General features: G+C 69.4%; 19 protein-coding genes and 1 pseudogene. 15 read left to right on the forward strand and 5 right to left on the reverse strand.

Annotated features, from left to right (window positions below; genetic code table 11):
- The 3 genes and pseudogenes from ACZ6KF_RS31685 to ACZ6KF_RS31695 all read left to right on the forward strand — a co-directional run.
- Positions 1-131 (forward strand): annotated as a pseudogene (locus tag ACZ6KF_RS31685) (IS5/IS1182 family transposase); the annotation flags it as partial.
- Between the two features lie 169 nt (positions 132-300).
- On the forward strand, positions 301-1,053 hold the full coding sequence (locus tag ACZ6KF_RS31690) for a DUF6879 family protein (RefSeq protein WP_469241552.1): 753 nt from the start codon (positions 301-303) through the stop codon (positions 1,051-1,053).
- 10 nt (positions 1,054-1,063) lie between these two features.
- The gene (locus tag ACZ6KF_RS31695) at positions 1,064-1,915 is read left to right on the forward strand and encodes a helix-turn-helix domain-containing protein (protein WP_469241554.1); all 852 of its coding nucleotides are present in this window, start codon (positions 1,064-1,066) and stop codon (positions 1,913-1,915) included.
- Between the two features lie 134 nt (positions 1,916-2,049).
- Here ACZ6KF_RS31695 and ACZ6KF_RS31700 read toward each other — a convergent pair whose 3' ends face one another.
- The 3 genes from ACZ6KF_RS31700 to ACZ6KF_RS31710 all read right to left on the reverse strand — a co-directional run bounded on the left by ACZ6KF_RS31700 (position 2,050) and on the right by ACZ6KF_RS31710 (position 4,613).
- Complete coding sequence (locus tag ACZ6KF_RS31700; protein WP_469241556.1) at positions 2,050-2,925, reverse strand: hypothetical protein; 876 nt, start codon at positions 2,923-2,925, stop codon at positions 2,050-2,052.
- 111 nt (positions 2,926-3,036) lie between these two features.
- Positions 3,037-3,600 carry a GNAT family N-acetyltransferase gene (locus ACZ6KF_RS31705; protein ID WP_469241558.1) on the reverse strand — a complete coding sequence of 188 codons (564 nt, stop codon included), beginning with the start codon at positions 3,598-3,600 and terminating at the stop codon, positions 3,037-3,039.
- Between the two features lie 11 nt (positions 3,601-3,611).
- Positions 3,612-4,613, reverse strand: coding sequence for a hypothetical protein (locus ACZ6KF_RS31710; protein ID WP_469178691.1), 1,002 nt, complete (start codon positions 4,611-4,613; stop codon positions 3,612-3,614).
- Positions 4,614-5,195: 582 nt separating this feature from the next.
- On the opposite strand from ACZ6KF_RS31710, the gene ACZ6KF_RS31715 reads away from it, so the two are divergent.
- A complete protein-coding gene (locus tag ACZ6KF_RS31715) occupies positions 5,196-5,678 on the forward strand; it encodes an ATP-binding protein (protein WP_469178693.1) in 483 nt (160 codons plus the stop codon).
- 447 nt (positions 5,679-6,125) lie between these two features.
- On the opposite strand, the gene ACZ6KF_RS31720 is transcribed toward ACZ6KF_RS31715, so the two are convergent.
- Both ACZ6KF_RS31720 and ACZ6KF_RS31725 read right to left on the reverse strand, forming a co-directional pair.
- A complete protein-coding gene (locus tag ACZ6KF_RS31720; RefSeq protein ID WP_469178695.1) occupies positions 6,126-6,614 on the reverse strand; it encodes an SAM-dependent methyltransferase in 489 nt (162 codons plus the stop codon).
- A gap of 72 nt (positions 6,615-6,686) precedes the next feature.
- Positions 6,687-8,075 carry a tetratricopeptide repeat protein gene (locus ACZ6KF_RS31725; RefSeq protein WP_469241560.1) on the reverse strand — a complete coding sequence of 463 codons (1,389 nt, stop codon included), beginning with the start codon at positions 8,073-8,075 and terminating at the stop codon, positions 6,687-6,689.
- Between the two features lie 438 nt (positions 8,076-8,513).
- Between ACZ6KF_RS31725 and ACZ6KF_RS31730 the strand changes: the two genes are divergently transcribed.
- The 11 genes from ACZ6KF_RS31730 to ACZ6KF_RS31780 all read left to right on the forward strand — a co-directional run bounded on the left by ACZ6KF_RS31730 (position 8,514) and on the right by ACZ6KF_RS31780 (position 18,729).
- A complete protein-coding gene (locus ACZ6KF_RS31730; protein ID WP_469241562.1) occupies positions 8,514-9,236 on the forward strand; it encodes a hypothetical protein in 723 nt (240 codons plus the stop codon).
- A gap of 173 nt (positions 9,237-9,409) precedes the next feature.
- Entirely contained in the window at positions 9,410-11,245 is a 1,836-nt protein-coding gene (locus ACZ6KF_RS31735; protein ID WP_469241564.1) for a glycoside hydrolase family 15 protein, read from the forward strand.
- A 264-nt stretch (positions 11,246-11,509) separates the two neighbouring features.
- Positions 11,510-12,958 carry a sensor histidine kinase gene (locus ACZ6KF_RS31740; protein WP_469241566.1) on the forward strand — a complete coding sequence of 483 codons (1,449 nt, stop codon included), beginning with the start codon at positions 11,510-11,512 and terminating at the stop codon, positions 12,956-12,958.
- Positions 12,959-13,029: 71 nt separating this feature from the next.
- Entirely contained in the window at positions 13,030-13,542 is a 513-nt protein-coding gene (locus ACZ6KF_RS31745) for a roadblock/LC7 domain-containing protein (protein ID WP_469241568.1), read from the forward strand.
- Complete coding sequence (locus ACZ6KF_RS31750; protein ID WP_469241570.1) at positions 13,539-13,979, forward strand: DUF742 domain-containing protein; 441 nt, start codon at positions 13,539-13,541, stop codon at positions 13,977-13,979. Before ACZ6KF_RS31745 ends, ACZ6KF_RS31750 begins: the two co-directional genes overlap by 4 nt.
- Positions 13,980-13,983: 4 nt before the next feature.
- Positions 13,984-14,601 (forward strand): GTP-binding protein, encoded by a 618-nt coding sequence (locus ACZ6KF_RS31755; protein WP_469178768.1) that lies wholly within the window; start codon positions 13,984-13,986, stop codon positions 14,599-14,601.
- Positions 14,598-15,206, forward strand: a complete 609-nt coding sequence (locus tag ACZ6KF_RS31760) for a GAF domain-containing protein (RefSeq protein ID WP_469178711.1) — start codon at positions 14,598-14,600, stop codon at positions 15,204-15,206. The genes ACZ6KF_RS31755 and ACZ6KF_RS31760 overlap by 4 nt, the downstream gene beginning before the upstream one ends.
- Before the next feature lie 92 nt (positions 15,207-15,298).
- Positions 15,299-16,546: an acyl-CoA dehydrogenase family protein gene (locus tag ACZ6KF_RS31765; protein WP_469241572.1), complete on the forward strand. Its 1,248-nt coding sequence runs from the start codon at positions 15,299-15,301 to the stop codon at positions 16,544-16,546.
- Between the two features lie 135 nt (positions 16,547-16,681).
- Positions 16,682-17,377 carry a DUF6624 domain-containing protein gene (locus ACZ6KF_RS31770; RefSeq protein WP_469241574.1) on the forward strand — a complete coding sequence of 232 codons (696 nt, stop codon included), beginning with the start codon at positions 16,682-16,684 and terminating at the stop codon, positions 17,375-17,377.
- Positions 17,378-17,614: 237 nt separating this feature from the next.
- Entirely contained in the window at positions 17,615-18,214 is a 600-nt protein-coding gene (locus ACZ6KF_RS31775) for a hypothetical protein (protein WP_469241576.1), read from the forward strand.
- Between the two features lie 113 nt (positions 18,215-18,327).
- On the forward strand, positions 18,328-18,729 hold the full coding sequence (locus ACZ6KF_RS31780) for a hypothetical protein (RefSeq protein ID WP_469241578.1): 402 nt from the start codon (positions 18,328-18,330) through the stop codon (positions 18,727-18,729).
- Positions 18,730-18,776 lie beyond the last annotated feature (47 nt).

An 18,776-nucleotide genomic window follows, 5' to 3' on the forward strand; every position in this document is an offset into this window, starting at 1 on the left:
GCACCATCTCCTGGCTCCACGGCTTCCGCCGCCTGCGCATCCGCTGGGAAAGACGCGACGACATCCACGAAGCCCTCCTCGGCCTCGCCACCTGCCTCATCACCCACCGACACGTCCAACGCCTTTGTTAGGACCTCTAAAAGCTGAGCACCAGCCGGCAGTACACTGTTTTCTCGAGTTTTCTCACTGCGGCCACGAGATTGCTGACGTTTTCTGCTGAACCCTGCCTGACTCCGTGGTACCGAGCCGGACCACCGACCATGCTGAGGGGATCAACACCCCGCGAAAGGGAGAGCGTCCATGGTTCGTCGGTTGCGCTTCACCGGCACGGACAGCAAGGTCGACGGTTGCCCCGCCCTGCACACGGACCAAGGCACCGGCGAGATCATCGTTCAGGGCACGCCCGTCACGGACCCCGAGGACCTCGCACAGCTCCGGCACTTCGGGGCCGGTGAGGCAGCGGTGGCCGTGCCGCGCGAACTGCTCGTGAACTGGGGGCCGAAGGAGATGGAGCGGGTGCCGGAACTCGTGGACCGGGCCACCTTCCGCCGCCTGTTCGAGACCTTCGAGTACACCGCCTGGCGGCTGGAGACGCGGCGCGGCTACGCGTCGGACCGACAGGACCCCGACTTCCAGGCGTTCCTGGCCACCGGCTCGTCGCCCTGCGACCTCGACGAACCCTGGTTCGTCACCATCAAGACCCAGACGGACGCCGGCAAGACGGTCGGCCGGGTACGCATCGCCGATGCCCCGCCCACCACGGAACAGCTGTTCCTGCTCGACTACGCCCGGCACAACGCCGCCTTCGGCGAGGACATCCGGTATCTGTGGCGCAAGGACGCCGAGCGAGCCGGTCTGCCCGCCGAGGACTTCTGGATCTTCGATTCACGGCTGGTCGCCCTGCTGCACTTCGACGACGGGGACAATCTTCTCGGCATCGAGCTGATCACCGAACCGGCTGAGGTCGTGCGGTACGCCATGGTCCGCGACGCGGCGATGCACCACGCCGTCCCGCGCGACCGGTTCGCCGCGCAGGTGACCACGACCGAATAGCGCATGACCGGTGAGCACCGACTATCAGCAGGCACGAGCGGCGTTGGGTGCGCGGCTGCGCGAAATCCGCTTCACGTGCCCCAGTGGTCGGCTCACCGGCCAGCAGCTCGCGCAGCGACTCGGCTGGCCGGGCTCCAAGGTCAGCAAGCTGGAGAACGGCAGGCAGACGGCTACCCCCGAGGACCTGCGGGCGTGGGCCGACGCGACCGAGCAGCCGGGGGCGTACCCCGAACTCGCTGCTCGGCTGGCCGGATTCGAATCGCATATCAGGTCATGGCGCCGAGCGCTGGCGAACGGCTTCAAGCCCTTTCACGAAGGGCTGAGCGCCGAGATCGACCGCACCTCTGTCATGTGGATCTGGGAAGAGTCGGTAGTCGCCGGATTGCTGCAGACTCCGGAGTACGCCCGGCATGTCATCCAGCGGTACTCGGAGCTGCTGGGCGGAGCCGACGACATCGAAGCGGCCGTCCGCTCCCGGGTGCAGCGCCAGGAATGGCTGTACCGGTCCGGGCGCAAGCTGCACGTGGTGATGTGGGAGGCCGCGTTGCGATCACTGATCTGTCCGCCCTCGGTGCTGGCGAGCCAACTCGACCGCCTCAACGGCATGATCGGCATGGACACGGTCGAGCTGGGTGTCATCCCCTTCACGGCGTCCGTCAGGATCGTGCCTGCCAACGGCTTCTGGGTGCTCGATGACCGCCTGGTCGTCGCCGAGGACTGGCATGCCGAACTGTGGCTGGACGACGCCGACAACATCACCTTGTATAAGAAGGTCTGGAAGACACTCAGCGAGTCGGCAGTGTACGGGGCTGACGCCCACAGCGTCATCGCATCGGCCCGCCGCTCCCTGAGCCCACGGTGATGGCGTTGCGGGCGTGTGTCCTGGGCAAAACATCGCGAGCAGCTGTAGCGCCAGCGAACTCGGCCCGCACCTCTGTCGAAGACGGCGGAAAGCCGCTCCTTTGGGGCGGGAATGCCAGGAGGGCTGTCGCGGCGTCAGGCCCTGGGGTTTTTCAGCTTGACGGCAGTAGTGTCCGGGGCGTGCAGTTCGGCGTCCGCTGGGGCGAATGTCTCGTGTTCCTCCACGACTTCGCCGTCCACGACGTCCCCCTCCGGCACTCGGTGCGACGGATCCGCCAGGGGCAGGCCGGCGAGGTGCTTCCTGAGCCTCTTGGCCATCGGAAGGTACGTCGAGAGAGTGAGCCCGCCGGACACAACGGCCCCGACCACGGGGATGGCTTTGGAGACGCCCTTCGCGAAGGACTGCTTGGTCATCTGGACGCCGAGGTAAGCCGCGGACTTCTTCACGATCGGGTAGATGACACCCTTGGTGAGCGCCTTCTGGGGCAGCTTCTTCGCGACCTGCTTCGACATCATCCCGGCGACCTTACCCACGGCGGCGTTCGCCGACTGGGTGCCGAACATCACGCCGAAGAACAGCGTGAGCACCCCCATCGTCGCATCATCGACGCCCTCCCCCTCATCGGCGAACAGATCGGGCCAGCTATAGAGGTAGGCGAGCTTCTGCGCGATGCGCAGCATGTGGCCGACGTACTGGGCCAGGTCCGCGGGCACCGTGGCGGGCAGGGCGAAGATGCCGGGTATCCCGGCTGCAGCCGAGAGAGCACTGACTTTGGCGGTTTCGTAGCGGATGGAGTCGTTGGCGACCTTGTCGAGGAGCTCGACAGTAATGCCCGCGGCAGCGGGAGTCTCCTCTATCGCTCGTCGGATCTCTTCCTCAGAGCAGTGGCGAGCAAGCGCACTTCGAAGGTACGCCTCCCTGTGGATCCGCACACCGGGGAGCTTCGCCGCCGCCAGCAGCACCGCGAAGAAACGCGACTCGGGGTTCTCGACCTCTTTACCCTGCTTCATGGCAGGAACCTACAGTACCTCCGAGCTGCGAGGATCAGCATGAATCAGCTTCGTTGAGACCTCGTTATGAGGTGGCGGTAGCGTGAGAGCCGGCTTCCTTCACGATGCCGATCACCGTCCGGGAAGGCGGCGGACTCTCCATTCACGGTCGAGCATGGCGTGGACGACGGAGTCTCGCCACTGCCCGGCCTTCTGAATGTGCTCGCGAATGACGCCCTCCTCGACCATACCCGCAGCCGTCATCGTTCTGGCTGACGCCTCGTTGAGAGGCGAGCGCGCGCCCCAAATGCGGTGGAGGCCGAGTTCCTCGAAGCCGAGGCCGAGAAGGAGGCAGACAGTTTCCAATCCGTAGCCGACGCCCCAGGCGTCGGGATTCAGGGCGAAGCCGAAGGTGGCTCCGCGCTGCTGGTGCGGGTCCAGGGCGAGGCGGCCGTACCCGATCAACCGGGCCGTTTCGCGTTCCACGACCGCCAGCGCGTACTCCGTGCGCGGCTCCGCCCTGGCGGATGTAATGGACCTGGCGACGATCTCGGCGACCTGCTCGCGGCTGCGCGGCTCAAACGACAGATGCTCCGTGGCCTTCGGGCTGCCGTACACGGCGTACACAGCCTCGGTGTCGTGGGGCGTGAGTTCGCGCAGTGCGAGGCGAGGGGCGGTGCGGTTGATCGGGTACATGGCACCGGACTCTATCCGCGTGGGAGCGCCGGACGTCCTGCCGCGGGGAAGGCTTCGATCTCTTCGACCAGGTCTCGGGCCTCGAGTGCCGTGTATGCCGGGCTGTCCATGACCGCCTGCCGGACGCGCATCGCGGAGACCACAATGCCGTTGTTCCGGTGAGTGACCGGCAGGTCGAGAACCGGCCGGACCGCTTCGGCGGCGCCCTCCAGGTCCCCACCGAAGAGTCGAATGAGTGCCAGGTCGCACTGGGAGCCGGCGAGGTCGCCGAAGGCCCAGTTCGGGGATGTGGGGTCGCTGAAGCCCGCGACGGCCTGCTCAGCCTGAGCGGCCAGCCGCTCGTCGCCGTGGCCCAGCAGTGCTTCGGCTTCCACGGTGTAATAGAGCTGCTTCTCCGGCGAGTAGGTAAACAGGCCGCCGAGCTGGTCCAGGTCGTCGGGCACCACGCTCTCCCGTCGGGCGGCCGCCTGTTCGTTGGCCAGGCGTACGGCCTCCGCGTCACCGAGAACGGCGGCGGCGCGGGCCTGCAGACCCAGCAGCCAGAGCCCGGTCGTCCCGCACCGACCGGTGGCGGACTCCGCGCCGCGTTCGGCGTAGTGGCGGGCGTCGGACGGCTTGTCCGCCCAGTAGGCGATCAGTGACTTGAGGCCGTCGGCCAGGGCGATCAAGCCCGGGTGTTCGGCGTCCTTAGCGCAGGAGGTGGCCACCCGGGTCATGGTCATCGCCTGATGCGGGGACTCCATGTCGTTGAAACCCTTGGCCACGAGGAAGGACAGCACGGCGGCCTTGAAGTTGAGGTCGCGGAGCTGGGACGGCCGCACCCTGCTGCTGTCGAGCAGTCGGAACACCTGGTCCTGCGTCTCCAGCAGGTCCGTCCAGATGCCCGACAGCGGCTCCCTCGGGTAGGAGACGACCAGGCGGGTCACTTCGTCGTCCAGGAGAGCGAGCGTGTCCTCGCCCACCATGGAGCGGTCCTTGCCGAGGAGGAACTCCTTCGCGCGTTGCACAGCCATCGCGCCCGTCCTTTTCATGTCGTTCAGGTCCATGTCGGCATCGGCATGGAGTGCGGTGGGTGACGCGCCGGTCAGCGGAACAAATGCGGGTGTGGCCCCCTCCGGGACGTCACACCACAGGTCGTCGATGCTGTAGCCGAGCATCTCGACGATGACCGGCCGGAAGACCCGCTGCGGTTTGCGACCCTCGTAAATCCATCCTTCGACGGTCTTCGGCGCGGGGTCCGCGCGAACCCCCAGACGGTCGGCCGCCTTCCGGTAGTGCGGAAGGAAGTCATCCGGAGTCCGGATCCCGTGCGCCGCGAGGGCATGCCGGAAGAACAACACGAGGACCTCCCACTCGATCCGCTCAGTACGTCACTGTCCCGACGTTAGAGCGCCGTCACCCTCAAAATGCCCAAGAATTACATCACTTAGCGCTTCCAGGGAGAGCCGGGGAAAGGCCGGGGAACAGCGTCAACTCCGGGGTCCGGTTCCGGGGTGGCTCTGGGGGTGGATCCGTCCCTTCCGCGTTGCCACGCTCGTAGCACTCCTCACCGAGAGTGTCCGAACGTGCGCAGTCGAGGAACACGGAGACCAGCCATGCCCCCCAACACCACCGAAGCGCCGGCCCCCGCGGGGCCGCCCGCAGCCCTGTCCCCCGACAGGCTGGTAATGAGCGAGCACTTCGAGATCCTGCCCGAAGCCGACCGGCCCGAAGACATAAGCCGGGTCGGCGTCATGCGCAGAATCGCAGCGGCCCGCCTGATGTTCTGCGGATTGCAGGACCTCGTGGATGATGTGGCGCTCGTCATCTCGGAGCTGGTTACCAACTCGATCCGGCACGGTGGAGGTTCACGCGTCCATGTGGGCATGGCCGTCCAAGGCGATCACCTGCGTATCGCAGTGACCGGGGACATGCCTGGACACCCCGAGGTACAGGGTCCGCCCGAAGACTCCGAGACCGGGCGGGGCCTGCTGATCGTCAACGCGGTCGCCCAGAAGGGCGGCGGCTCCTGGGGCACCGCCGACAATGGAACGACGACCTGGTGCACCCTCCGCCTGCCTCAGGACGACTTTAGGTGACTGCTCCGCCAGGACAGCGGACCCCTCAGTCTCCTCCTCGGTCGCCGTGCACGGGCGACGACGCCGGCCGACCCCCGCCCGCGCACGGCCCAGCCGCGGAGGCACACCCCCCCTCCAACCGGGGATGCAAGATTCGCTCAAGGTGGCGGCCTGATCACTCACCATGCACGTCCGTCGACTGCGGTGCAGAGCGTCTCAGCGTCGACTCTACGCAGTTTGTACAGGAGTTATGTCATGCAAGTCGCTGGTCCTTCACCAGGCGTCCTGCCAACGCAGTCGCCAAGACCAGAAATACCTTCCGCGCAGCACGGCCTGACCGGACACATGCAGAACAGCCCTTATGCCTACGACAAGGGCTCAGTCGATTGGCTCTGCCTGCCGCACTTCAACTCAGACGCCGTGTTGGCGGACTCGGGCAGGGCGCAATCACCCCGGCTACGCAGGGTGCTAAGAGGGCCGGTCGCTTGCCTTCGCCCAGTAGTTCGGTTCAAGCATCTCGGCGGGCCAGGCAGGCTGACGGATCTGGCCGCGGGGGCCCATCTGCTCGAAGTACGGCGCGAGGTCGATCACGGGTGTTCCGTCGACGGCGTCCAGGTCGGTGACCAGGAGGTCGCGGCCTTCGACTTTGAGCAGTCTTGGGTAACTGACTGCCAGTTGGTTGGGCCGTCGGTGGTTGCGGTGGACGAACGTACCGGTCGCCGGCCAGCTCGGGTTTCCGCGAGGGCTGCGCGCGTGGAGCTGGACGTCTTCCGGTCTCGCCAGGTGGAAGCGCCAGGTCACCGTCAGGTGGGAGAACTCCGCGATGCCTTGCAGCGTTTCGAGCGGGAAGCCGTCGTTGAGTCGAATGATCGATTCGACCCCGCCCTGGTAGTCGTCCTGAACGCGGGTATGGCCCCCGACGACTGTTGCGATCGACTCGACCTCGTACGTTGCCATCGGTGCTCGTTCCTCTCCGCCGCAATCGCGTGTCCGGTAGCCGCGGTCCGTGGTCGCGGACCTTCCCTGTGGTCAGCCTATGGCGCGCAGCATTTGGCGCGCGCGGCGGTCCAGTGCGGCAACGTGGCGGCCTCCGCGTTGCCGGACGGGCGAGAGGTCGCTCTGCATGCGGACGATGACGTCGCGGGCGCGGCCGGACTGGACGCCGGTCATGGCGTCGAGAGCTTGTCCCCAGGTGGCGCACGCCTCGTCGAGGCGTCCCTGCTGGACCTGGACGGCGCCGAGGTAGCCAAGGGTCACGCTGTGGGTGCGGGCGTACTGCTGTCGGCGGCGGGTGGCGACGCTGCGCTGGAAGTGGGTCTCTGCGTCGAGCGGGTGGCCCAGGTCCCGCAGGGCGCAGGCGGTCTCGTGGGCGAGGGAGGCTTCCTGGAAGAAGCCGACGCGGCCGGGGGCGTCCTCGTTGTCGGCGCGTTGCAGGTCACGCTCTGCGCGGCTGATTGCCGCCAGGGTGCCGGGGCGGTCGCCGTCGGCGGCCAGGGCACGGGCGTGGACGATGGCGAGCAGGGCCTTCTCGCGGAAGCCTGCCTGGCCGTAGTGGGTGGGGGACACGGAGGCGTCGGCCAGGTCGAGTGCTCTGCGTGGGTGGCCGAGGTCGACTGCTTGGTGGGCGAGCGCGCGCAGGATGTGGCCGCCGAGCGGTCCGTCTCCGGCCTCGGCCGCGATGCGTGCGGCGAGGGTGAGGTAGCGCTGGGCGGTGCGGTGCTCGCAGGCGTCGAACGCCATCCAGCCGGCGAGGTAGGTCATCTCCGCGACGGCCGAGTAGGTGTCGCGGCGGTCCTGTTCTGTTCGGAATCTGCTGCCCAGCAGCGGCACCGCTTCGTCACGGAGGTGGCCGGCCAGGGCCGAGCGTCCCGCGGCTCCGCCGCGTTGTTGGTCGCGCGCGGAGTAGAAGGCTGTCAGCTTGCGGACGTCGTCGATGTCGGCCTGGGTCACCAGCCGGGAGGACACTGCTGGGCGCGATGCCGCCGCGGCCGGGGCGGCCGTCCACCACGAAGCGGCGGGCAGGGCGAGGCCGGCGGCCGAGTAAGCGGTGGTCGCGAGCAGCTTGCGTCGGTGCATGTCCAGGTCGTCGCTTCCCAGCTCGGCGAGCACGGTCAGAGGGTCGACGCTCCAGTCGGGACTGCTGTCGGTCGGGCCTGTCGGCCCGTCCTCCAGCCCGAGGTCGGCGAGAGTGAGGCGGCGGCCGAGCCTGCGGGACAGCGTCTCACGCAGGATATGGGGTGTCTGTCCGCTGGGCTTGGTTCCCTGGATCCACATGGCGATGTGCGATCGGGAGACGGCCTTCAGCTCGCTTGCCCCGCTCTCCGCAGCGACGCGAGCGACTGCGGCGGCGGCTTGCGGCTGGGACCAGCGTGCTTCGCGCAAAAGCGCGGCGAGAGCGACGTTTCGCTCACGGGCCATGGGCTGCCCCTCGGTTCCGAAATGATCTTTGACGCCTTTGACGGCCCTGGAGACCGCGCAGGCATACCCCACAACGGGGATTCGCGGTTCGCTCAACGTAGCGGCCGGATCACTCATCTTGCACGTCCGTCGACCGCAGTGCACGGCGTCTCAGACCTACTCGGCGCAATCTTCACAGGAGTTATGCGATGCGTCTCTCTGGCCCCCACCGAGCGTCCTGCCAGCGCAGTGGCCAGGACCGGAGGAACGTGCCGCACAGCACGGCCTGATCTGCGGAAGGCAGAACAGCGCCCACGTCTGCGACGACGGCTCGGACGACGGGCTGTGCCCGCCCCGCTTCCGCTCCGATGCCGACGTGCACTCCCGCCGGGCTGCCTCGCCCCTGGACGACTTCGAACAGCCGGCATCAGGCCAGCACCTCAACCTCACGGAGACAGCATGATCGTCCCCCCGCTCCCATACAGCCCTCTCTCGGCGGGAGAGCTGAGCAGTGCCCGTCAGACGCGAAGGCCCGCACTGGCGCCCTACACCACCGCGCGAGAAGGGGAAACCCCCACACTGGGCGATCTCGTCCTCGAGCCGGACACGCAGCGCACAGGGCTCCGCCTGGGCTACGCGCACGAAGTGGAGGGCGACCGCGACGAGCACAGTGTGCTGTGGATGCGGTACACCCACACCGTCCAGGACCGCCGCGGCATGCCGATGGGCACGCCGCGTCCGCCCACCGTGCACCCCACCCGGCAGCACCGAGCCATGCGGAACCTGCTCTGCCAGTTCTGCATCCAGCCGGCGCACACCCCGCACGGCCTGATCTTCCTGATGGACCCCAGCGACGTCACACCCGACCCCACGACGGTCCTCGTCAGCCAGCCGCCCGTCTGCGCCCAGCACGTCGCCGCCGCCGCACTCCTGCACCCCGACCGCGACCGCGCGAAGGCCTACCTGGCGCTGAACACCTGCCTGTACGGGGTGCACGGCCACCTGTACGACCACGGCGATGACGGCCGGCCCGTGCCGGCCGGCCGCAGCACGGAACCGCTGCCCTACGGCCACCCACGCCTGTCGACGTGCCTGGCGGTGACGCTGGTCCGCCAGCTGAAGACCTTCAGCCTCATCCCGGTGGACGAACTGCAAGATCCGGCCGTGTTGTCCGCCACCTGAACTGCTGCGCGGCGACAGCGTGCTCCTCGGCACGGTCGCCAAGCAGTCACCCGCCCCCCCCTCCGGCTCGCCGTCGACATCCCCACGCCCGTCCGGCAGCCGGAGGGGTCCACCGCCATGCCCAACCACCCGCACCCCACCCCGCCCGCCTGTGACCTTCAGAAACGGACGCCATGACGAACCACCCACCACGTATCCAGGACTACGGCCTCATCGGAGACATGCAGACCGCCGCACTGGTCTGCCGTGACGGCTCGGTCGACTGGCTGTGTCTTCCGTACTTCGACTCGGACGCCGTCTTCGCCCACCTCCTGGGCACCGAGGAACACGGCTTCTGGCGCATCGGACCGGCCGCCCCGAACGGCGCCCGGCCCTGGGCCTCCCGGCGCCGCTACCGCGGCGACACCCTCATCCTCGAGTCCGAATGGGACACCCCCACCGGCCAGGTCCGGCTCATCGACTTCATGCCGCCCCACGGCGCCGACGACCCCCAACTGATCCGCATCGTCGAAGGCGTCACCGGCACCGTGCCGATGACCTCCAGCCTGTGCGCCCGCTTCGGCTACGGACGTCACCTGCCCTGGATCCACGAGGAAGGCGGCCGGACCGTCGCCGAAGTCGGCGAGCACGCACTGTGGCTGGACGCCCCTGTAAGCAGCACCGAAAAAGCCGGCACCCTGCACACGGCATTCACCGTGACCGCCGGCGAGCGGATCGCCTTCCGCCTCAGCCGAGCATCCTCCTACGGACCTGCACCGAGGATCACCGACGCGGACACGGCGCTCGACGCGACCGACACGTTCTGGCGGACCTGGGCAGAGCAGTGCACCTACAACGGCCCCCACCGCGCCGCGGTGATCCGCTCCCTGATCACCCTCAAAGCGATGACGTTCGCACCGAGCGGCGCCATCGTCGCAGCGCCCACGACCTCACTGCCGGAAGAGATCGGCGGGGTCCGCAACTGGGACTACCGCTACGCCTGGCTCCGGGACAGCGCCATCACCCTGTCCGCGCTGCTGTCCACCGGCTACCGCGACGAGGCCGCCGCCTGGCGGCAGTGGCTGCTGCGCGCCGTCGGCGGCGACCCGCAGAACATGCAGATCATGTACGGCATCCGGGGCGAGCGGGACCTGCCCGAGCGGGAACTGGCATGGCTGCCCGGATACGCGGCCTCCCGCCCGGTCCGGGTGGGCAACGCCGCCGCCGACCAGTTCCAGCTCGACGTCCCCGGCGAAGTCATCGAGACGCTGTACCTGGCCCACGAGAACGGCGTCGCCCGCTGCGACAGCACCGCCGCCCTGCACCTGCGCGTCGTGGACTACGTCGCGGCCCACTGGCGGGAGCCGGACGACGGGATCTGGGAGGTACGCGGCGGCCGCCGGCACTTCGTGCACTCCAAGATCATGGCCTGGGCAGCGGTCGACCGCACGGTCCGCCTCGCACAAGCCGGCGCACTCGCCATGGACCCGGCCGACCTCGACGCCCTGTCCCAGCTGCGCGCCGAGATCCACGCCGAGGTCTGCGAGAAGGGCTACGACCCCGTACGCAACACCTTCACCCAGTCCTACGGCTCCAACGACCTGGACGCCTCACTGCTGCTCATCCCCCGCACCGGCTTCCTGCCCCCGGACGATCCCCGTGTCGTCGGCACCGTCGCCGCCGTACGACGCGAACTGACCACGGCCGACGGCCTGGTCCACCGCTACCCCACCTCCGGCCGGCGCACCGGCTCCGACGGACTTCCCGGTGACGAGGGCGCCTTCCTCCTGTGCTCGTTCTGGCTGGTCGACGCCCTCGCCCTCACCGGCCAGCGCAACGAAGCCCGGCACCTGTACGAGCGGCTGCTGGAAGCGTCCAGCGACCTGGGACTGCTCTCCGAGGAGTACGACCCCGCCACCGGCGACCAACTGGGCAACTTCCCCCAGGCCTTCAGCCACATCGGCCTGGTGCTCAGCGCCGTGCTGCTGCACGAGCTGGAGCAGGCCACAGCACCCGTGATGGCCGCGTAATGCCTCGGCCCGGGACCACAGGGCCCCTCCCCCGCCCTCAACCCGCGCTGCACTCAAGGCCCCACCGTCGGCGCGCACCGCACCCGCGGTCTGCCACCCGCAACGCCGCCGCTCCGGCTGCCCCCAGTCGCGCCGACGCCTTCACCGTCCGTACCACCCCCTCCCGTTGAGTGTTCGAGGTTCGTCATGTCTGACACCGTCATCCCCGCCCGCCCGCCGGCGGCCCGCCATCACAGGCGGCGCCCACCTCACGGTGACGCATTCGTGCTCAGCCGGATCCGACGCGCGGTCGTGATGCCGCTGCTGCTTCTCGCGGTGTTGCTCTGCGCCGGCATCGCAGCGTGGCGGGGAACGGACTGGCCGCCCTTCGCGGTGCTGACCGGCGTGGGGTGTGCGCTGGCCGGCGTGGCATACGCCGCGACCCGAGCGGTGCGTGCTGCCGCAGCGGCGTCCCAGGAGGCTGCGGACAACGCCGTGCGCGCCCACCTCACCCCGGTCGTCGAGGCAGCAGAGGCCACGGAGAAAGCCGTGCTGTGGTCGGCCGACCAGCTGTGCAGGGGGACCCGTCCTCCGATCCCAGCCCGGCAGGCCCCCCGGTCGACGGGCCCCGACGGCGAAGCGGAGTCAGCCCTGAACGAACTGCAGGTCCAGGCTGTGATGGCGCTGCTGCGCGTGCACGACAAGTCCGCCTCGGTCGTGCTGCTGGAGGTCCTGCGCCGCCAGGCCCTGCGCGAGCACGCCCTGGTCGCGAAGGCACTCGGAGCCCTCAGCGAACTGGAGAAGCTCACCGACGACCCGGAGCTGTTGGCAAGGATCTTCGAGATCGATCACCTGGTGACCCGGATGCGCCGCCAGGTGGAGAGCACCGCCGTGCTGGGCGGGCAGTCGCTGCGCGGCGGGCGCCAGCCGTTCAGCGTGGCGCTGATCCTGCGCGGCGCGATCTCGGAAGTGGTGCAGTACGCGCGCGTCTCCCCCGTCGTCGGCAGCGTCGGAACGAGCCTGGGCCTTCCCGGACACGTGGCCCCCGACCTGATGCACCTGCTGGCCGAGCTGATCGAGAACTCCTGCGAGTGCTCGGCCCCGGACACGAAGGTCACCGTGCGCGCACAGCAGGTACCGCGCGGCCTGGCCATCGAGGTCGAAGACCGCGCCGTGCCCATGGCCCCAGGAGTGCGCGAAACGATAAACCAGCTTCTGGCCGCGCCCGACGAGGTCGACGTAAGCGAACAGGTGCGTGCCGGAAAGATCGGCCTCCTGGTAGCAGCGAAGATCGCCGAGCGCCACGGCTTCCTGGTCCAGCTCCAGGAGAACGCCACCGGCGGCACCACAGCACTGGTGATAGTGCCCGCCAAACACCTGGTCCAGATACCTCCGGCACACCGCGCAGGCGCGCAGCAACCCCAGCCACCCACGCAGGCGGCCCCGCAGCAACACCCCACGACCGCACACCCCACGACCGCACAGCCCACCGCCGGCGCACCCCGCACCGACGAGCAGGCCCGCCCCGACACACACCCCCGGACCGTCGAACAGCCCCGGCCGGACGGCACGACGCCACTCCCCCGACGCCCTCGCACTCATGGGGCCCTGCGCACTCCGGCACCGGCCCAGCCCGCCACGGCCGCCAGGCCCGGTCTGGCAGCCGCCTTCCTCACCGGCAGCCACAGGGCCGACAGCAGCCAGTCGCCCCAGGTGCCGTCCGAGCAGGCCTGATCACGGCCAACCCGCCGCCTGCCGACCCGCCACAGCTGATCCCCCATCCCCCCTCTTTGGAGGCCTTGGCCATGAGCAACACCCCCAACACGGCACCCAACACGGCGAGCAGCATGCCCGCAGCAGGAGCGCACGAGAGCCCTCAGCAGGAGATGGGATGGCTGCTGCAGACGTTCGCCAGCGACGTGCCCGGCGTCACCCACGCGGTGCTGATCTCCCGTGACGGCATGCGGCTGCTGGACAGCGGCGTCGACAAGGACTGGGCGGACGAACTCGCGGCCGCGATTAGCGGCGTCGCCTCGCTCGCGGCCAACACCACTGGCCCGACGCACCAGAAGCGTCCCGCCAGGCAGGTCCTGATCGAGCGGGAGGACTGCCTCTTCCTCCTGCAAAGCGCCGGCGGCAGCAAGGTGTTCAGGAATCAGTCCGGCCTGCGGGGCGTGGTGGACACCATCCTGCTCGTCGTCACCGACCCGAATGCCGATGTGGGAACCGCCGGCTACGAGATGAGCCGCCTGATCGACAAGTTCGCCCCCTACATGGAGGTCCCGGTCCGCGTCGCCCCGGGCGGGGACACCCGGTGAGCGGCCGCAGCGGCGCCAGTGACGAGCAGCGCACACGCACGGGCGAGGCGGAGCTCGACCGTGTACGGACGTACACGCTGACGCTCGGGCGCACCTCGGCGCGCATGGTGCTGAGCCTGGACACGGTGCTGGAAGCCGGGTCCGGCAGGCCCGGCCCCGGCCAGCCGCAGGAGTGCCGCGACATCGTCGCCTGGTGCCGCGAACACCGGCGCTCGGTGGCGGAGCTCGCGGGCCTGCTCGGCCGCCCCGTCTTTGCCGTGAAGATCCTCATCTCGGACCTGCTGCACGTCGGGGCTCTCACCCTGCCCCTGTCCTCCCCCTCCACCACGTCCGGCGACAGCGCGGAGCAGAGTCACAGCACGCAACTGCTGGCGGCTGTCGCGGTCGGACTGCGAAGGAAGTTCCCCGATGCCGTTTCCCACCTTCGGGCCGGGTGACCTCATGCCGCCCCAGACGCCACCCCCGCACAGCCACCTGACCACCCTCAAGATCGTGATCGCCGGGGGCTTCGGCGTCGGCAAGACCACAGCGATCGCAGCCGTAAGCGAAATCCCGCCCCTGCAGACCGAAGAGCAGCTGACCGAGTCCAGCGCCGGCGTGGACAGCCTGACCGGCATCGAGGCCAAGCGGACCACGACCGTCGCGTTCGACTTCGGCCGGCTCAGCCTCTACGACGCCCCCGTGCCACTCGAGCTCCTCCTGTTCGGCGCCCCCGGCCAGGACCGCTTCCTCGGACTGTGGCCCGACCTCACGCGCGGAGCGATCGGCGCCGTCGTCCTGGTCGACACACGCCGCCTCCAGGACTGCTTCACCGCCGTCAACTTCTTCGAGGACAACGGCATGCCCTTCGTCGTCGCGATCAACGAATTCGACGGCGCCCACCGCTACGACACCGAAGAAATCCGCACCGCCCTCGAGGTGCCCGCACACATACCGGTGCTGGCCTGCGACGCACGCAACCCCGACCGCGTCGCCGCGGTCCTGCTCACCCTCGTCGGACACGCCGTGAACGCCGCTACCCCCGACACCACCCGCCCCGCTTTACAGGACGCCTCATGACCTTCCCCTCCTCCCCCGCCCACCACCCGGCCCCTCCGACCCACCGGCCCCATCCCCTGCCCTGTCCCCAGCACGGCGCTGCGGCAGCAGCGCCGGCCGTGGCGCCGGACCCGAGCCTGGCCGAGCGGTACGAGCTGATCACACGCCTGGGCCTGCCCACGCAAGCCCACCCCGACTTCGACACCTTCGCCCGCACCATGACGGAGCAGACCGGACTCCTGTACGGGTTCGTCAACCTCTTCCTTGGCCAGCAGACCTTCGTCGGCCTGCATCAGCCGCCCGCGGGCAGCGGCCACGTCACCATAGGCCGGACCATGAGCGTCGACCACGGATGGTGCCCGGAGGTCGTCGACCGCAAGAAGGCCCTGCCGCTGCCCGACGTCCACGCCTCCCCGCGCTTCGCCGGCAACCACGTCGTCGACGCGGTCGGCATCCGCGCTTACTTCGGCGCCCCGCTCATCCACGACAGCGGCACCGTCCTGGGCACCGTCTGCGTCATCGACCCCGACAAACGATCCCTCAGCGACGCACGCCGCCTGCGCGACATCGTCATCGAAACCGGCCGCGACGTGATGGACCACATCGCCAACCACTACGGCCACTGACCCCCGTCATCTTCCGCCGCCCGGCCCCAGAGCCTTCCCGTCCGCCCCGGCCGGCACACCGCGCACCCCACCCCCGGCACAGGAAGACGACCATGTCCACCACCCCACCCCCTCCAGTACTGTCCCCCTACCTCACCCCTGCCCACCGGTCGCTGTGGGAGGAGGCCGACGCCGTCGCCGCCGACCACATCGCCGCGCGCGCCGCACGCATGGAAGCCGCACCTCGCCAGGTGGAGCGCGAGGTCGCCGATCTCACGGGACGGCGCGGCTGGTTCGCCGTCACCGTGCCCGCCGAGCTCGGCGGCATGGACGCCGGCCACGTCGCCAAGACGATCCTGATCCACCGCATCGCCCGCACCTCCGCCGCCGCCGCAGCCATCCTCCAGGCCACCCAGATCCCCGTCGGCGCGATGCTGCACTTCGCCACCGACGAGCAACAGCATCACTGGCTGCCACAGGTGGCCGACGGATCACTGCTGCTGTCGATCGCCACCACCGAACCGGACGCCGGCGGCCACATCGGAGGCATGCAGACCACCGCCGAACGGGCCACCGACGGCAACTGGGTCATCAGAGGCAGCAAGGCACACATAGGCAACGCCCACCTCGCGGGAGCACACCTGGTCATCGCCCGCACCGCCGACCGCGGCGTAAGCGCCTCCCAGGCCCTGACCGCGTTCCTCGTCGAGTCCGACCGCAAAGGAGTCCACCTCGCCGCCCACCGCCCCGGACTCGGGCTGCACGGCTTCTCCGTCGGCCGGCTCCACCTCGACCGCGTCCGCGTCCCCGACACCCACCGGATCGGCGAGATCGGCCGCGGTCTCGACGTCGCCCAGAGCAGCAGCATCCTCTACGGCAGACCCAACCTGGCCGCGATCAGCCTGGGCATCCACGAAGCAGTCACCGAGACCACCACCGCCTACCTCAAGAACAGGCCACGCTACGAAGGCGTCCTGTCCGACCACCCGGTGGTACGGGACCGCATCGGCGACATGCAGGCGCGGGTACGGGCCGCCCGCGTCCTCGCCTACCAGGCCGTCCACCTCCTCGACCACGGCCTGCCCTGCGACGCCGAGTTGATCAACGCCAAGTACCTCGGCCACACCTGGGCCGCACAGTCCGCCCAGGACGCCATGGAACTGCACGGCGCACACGCCCTCGACGCCGACTATCCGCTGCAGAAACTGTGGCGCGACATCCAGCACACCTACCCGCCCGCCGGCACCGGCGAAGTCCAGCGCATCCGCCTCGCCGACGCCGCCCTCGACGAACCCATCCAGTGGTCCGCCCACTTCAGCCCACCGCCCGCCCGGCCACCCCTCGGCCACGCACCCGCATAAAGCCCCCGTGCGCAGCACCCCGTGCATCCGCAACAGCTGCGCACGGGCCCGCCGCCAGCCCTCCACCTTCCCCCGGGAGGGCTGGCGGCACCCAGATCATCGAGCAAGCCGTTCACCCCAGGAGACACAGCACCCGTGAGCACCACCCCGGCGCTACCACCACGCCTGGCGCACCCCTTCACCGAGACACACTGCGAACCGGCACCGAACACAAGCCAGCCGGAATCTGATGCAGCCCTCTCCCGCCCACGCCGTCCCGATCTCACGCAGGAACTGACCATCCGCGCGGCGGCGGCGGACGAGAACTGGTCACATCTGCTCCACGGCCGGCTCTCGCACCAGCAGATCGGACGAGGACGCCTGGCCGACCACGCCAACGCCGAAGTGCTGCGCCGCATCATCGACGACCACGGATGGCCAGGACGCAGCCTCGTCGGCGACGACGGTGCAACCGCAGCCTGGCGAATCGCCCTGCGAGCCGACAACCACCTCTACCTACAGCGGCACGCGGAGCATCTGATGCGCAACGCCGTCATCCTGGGCGAAGCCTCCCGCCGCCAGTGGGCACACCTGCACGACCGGTGCCTCCTGCAGAAAGGCGCCCGCCAGGAATACGGGACGCAGTACCGATTCGGGCGCTGTGGAGACGTTGAGCGCGAACCCGTCCACGATCCGGACCGCCTCGACGCGCGACGCGCCGACATCGGCCTGCCGCCCGCCGCGGCCGCCCTCGAAGCGCTTCGCCGTCGCCTTGCACATGGCCAGGCCGCGACGGACAGCCGTGCAGCCGACGCCGACCCGGTTATGCACGAACTGACGTCCGTCGCCTGATGCCGGCGGCGAAAGCCGCCCTCTTCGGCACCGAGCCGGGCCCGCGATCACCGTGCACACCCGCAACGCGGACCCCGGCCGCGCTGCGGGACTACCGGCTGCCGACGCGCGGACCGAGATCGCCGCCCCCATCACAACGGCGAGCACGGAACTCTTCACGCACGCGGTGGGGCTCACCCCACCCAAGCCTCCGTGCCGCCCCCCACAGCACGCAGAACTCGAGGAAGGAGCAATGCGGTGAGCACCCCCGACACCGCCCCGCGCGACGGCGGCACGGCATACCTGATGCGCCGACTGGTCACCCCAGCCGACCGTGAGGCGGCTGCCGCCCTGGTCCAGGACAGGGCCCTGCAACTCGCCGAGCGCGGCATCAACCTCCCCGCGGAGCATGCGGCTGTCTTCCGGGACCCCCAGGCAGAGGCCCTTGGCCTCTACGACCAATACGCCGGCGAGGACATCCTGGTCGGCTGCCTGGTACTGCGCAGAAGGGCATCGACGCTGACGCTTCCGCTGGCATACACGGCACCCAAACCGGACTCCCATGTGGGGCTGCTGATGACGTTGTGGGCCGCGGATTATGCCGCCCGCCTCGACCTGCAAGGCGTGAAGGCCGAAGCACCTGTTCACCACAGCACCCCCGGCGACACCAGCAACCGCCTGCTGTCCCACCTCGAAACCCGTGGATGGAGGCACGTCGGCTCAAGAAGGGACGCGGCAGGCACCCTCACCGCAGTGCTCTGGCTACCCGCTCAGGCCAGTCCTGCGGTGGGCCTACTGGTCACATGCCACGTTCCGATCACAGCCCCCGGTGCCACGGCGGAACGGGACGTTCGATGACCCTTCGTACCCGCCTGTCCGCGTCCCCCGTCGCGTCTGCGGACCGCTCTCTGCTGCCGCGGGCCGTCCGCCACCGGCCCGAACCACTCATCCCGCCGGCAGACAAGCCGAACGTGCGATCCCTAGCAGCACGCCGCACCGCGATCAACTACGCCGCGCGCACCATGCATCCGACGCCGTTGCAGGTGGTGCTGTACGCGCTGACCCTCCCCGGCGGAGACCCTCGCGACGACCTCGCCGCCTGCCAGGGCTACGCCGACACGCAGCACCTGGCCGTCACCGACCGGATCGTCGATGACACCCAGGACCGCACCGGAGCCGACGATCCGTCACTGCGACGCGGCTACAGCCGCATGCTGCACGCACTCGCCGACCCGACTACGCCCGTGCACGGCGTGGTGGCCGTCAGCCGAACCGCCATCACCACCAACAACCGCCTCTACGAGCAGCAACTGACCACGCTCAACACCTACGAGGCGGGCCTGTGGCTGCTCCGCGCAGAGACCGCAATCTGACCCGGCCGCCATCCACCAGCGCCGAAGGAACCAGCACGCCCTTCACC

This window comes from Streptomyces sp. NPDC046379 (assembly GCF_055587785.1).